The 254-nt window shown below is 67.7% G+C and carries 1 pseudogene; it reads right to left on the bottom strand.

What is annotated here, in order from left to right:
• Positions 1 to 254, bottom strand: a pseudogene (locus tag FLQ44_RS24535) (hypothetical protein); the annotation flags it as partial.

Here is a 254-nt window from a genome sequence, read left to right as displayed (position 1 = left end):
ACCACAGCGAAGCCTTGCGCGCCATATTCCTCGTACAGCGTCTGAAGCCCCTCGTACTGGGGCGTGAAACCGCACTTTGAGGCCGTGTTGACCACCAGCACCACGTCGCCCTGGAACGCCGTCATGGGCAGGCTGGGAGTGGACAGGCCGTCGAAGGCGAAGCGGTATGCCGTGCCCTCGGGGGCCTGCTCCACAGGCGGCGCGGCGGCGAACAGGGCCTGATGTTCGGCGACGGCGGCGTTGACGGCCTCGGT

Origin of the sequence: Vogesella mureinivorans, assembly GCF_007644035.1 — a bacterium.
GTDB classification, from domain to species: domain Bacteria; phylum Pseudomonadota; class Gammaproteobacteria; order Burkholderiales; family Chromobacteriaceae; genus Vogesella; species Vogesella mureinivorans.
Note: the sequence above shows the minus strand (reverse complement) of the source record. Positions and strands in the feature narration are given on the sequence as shown.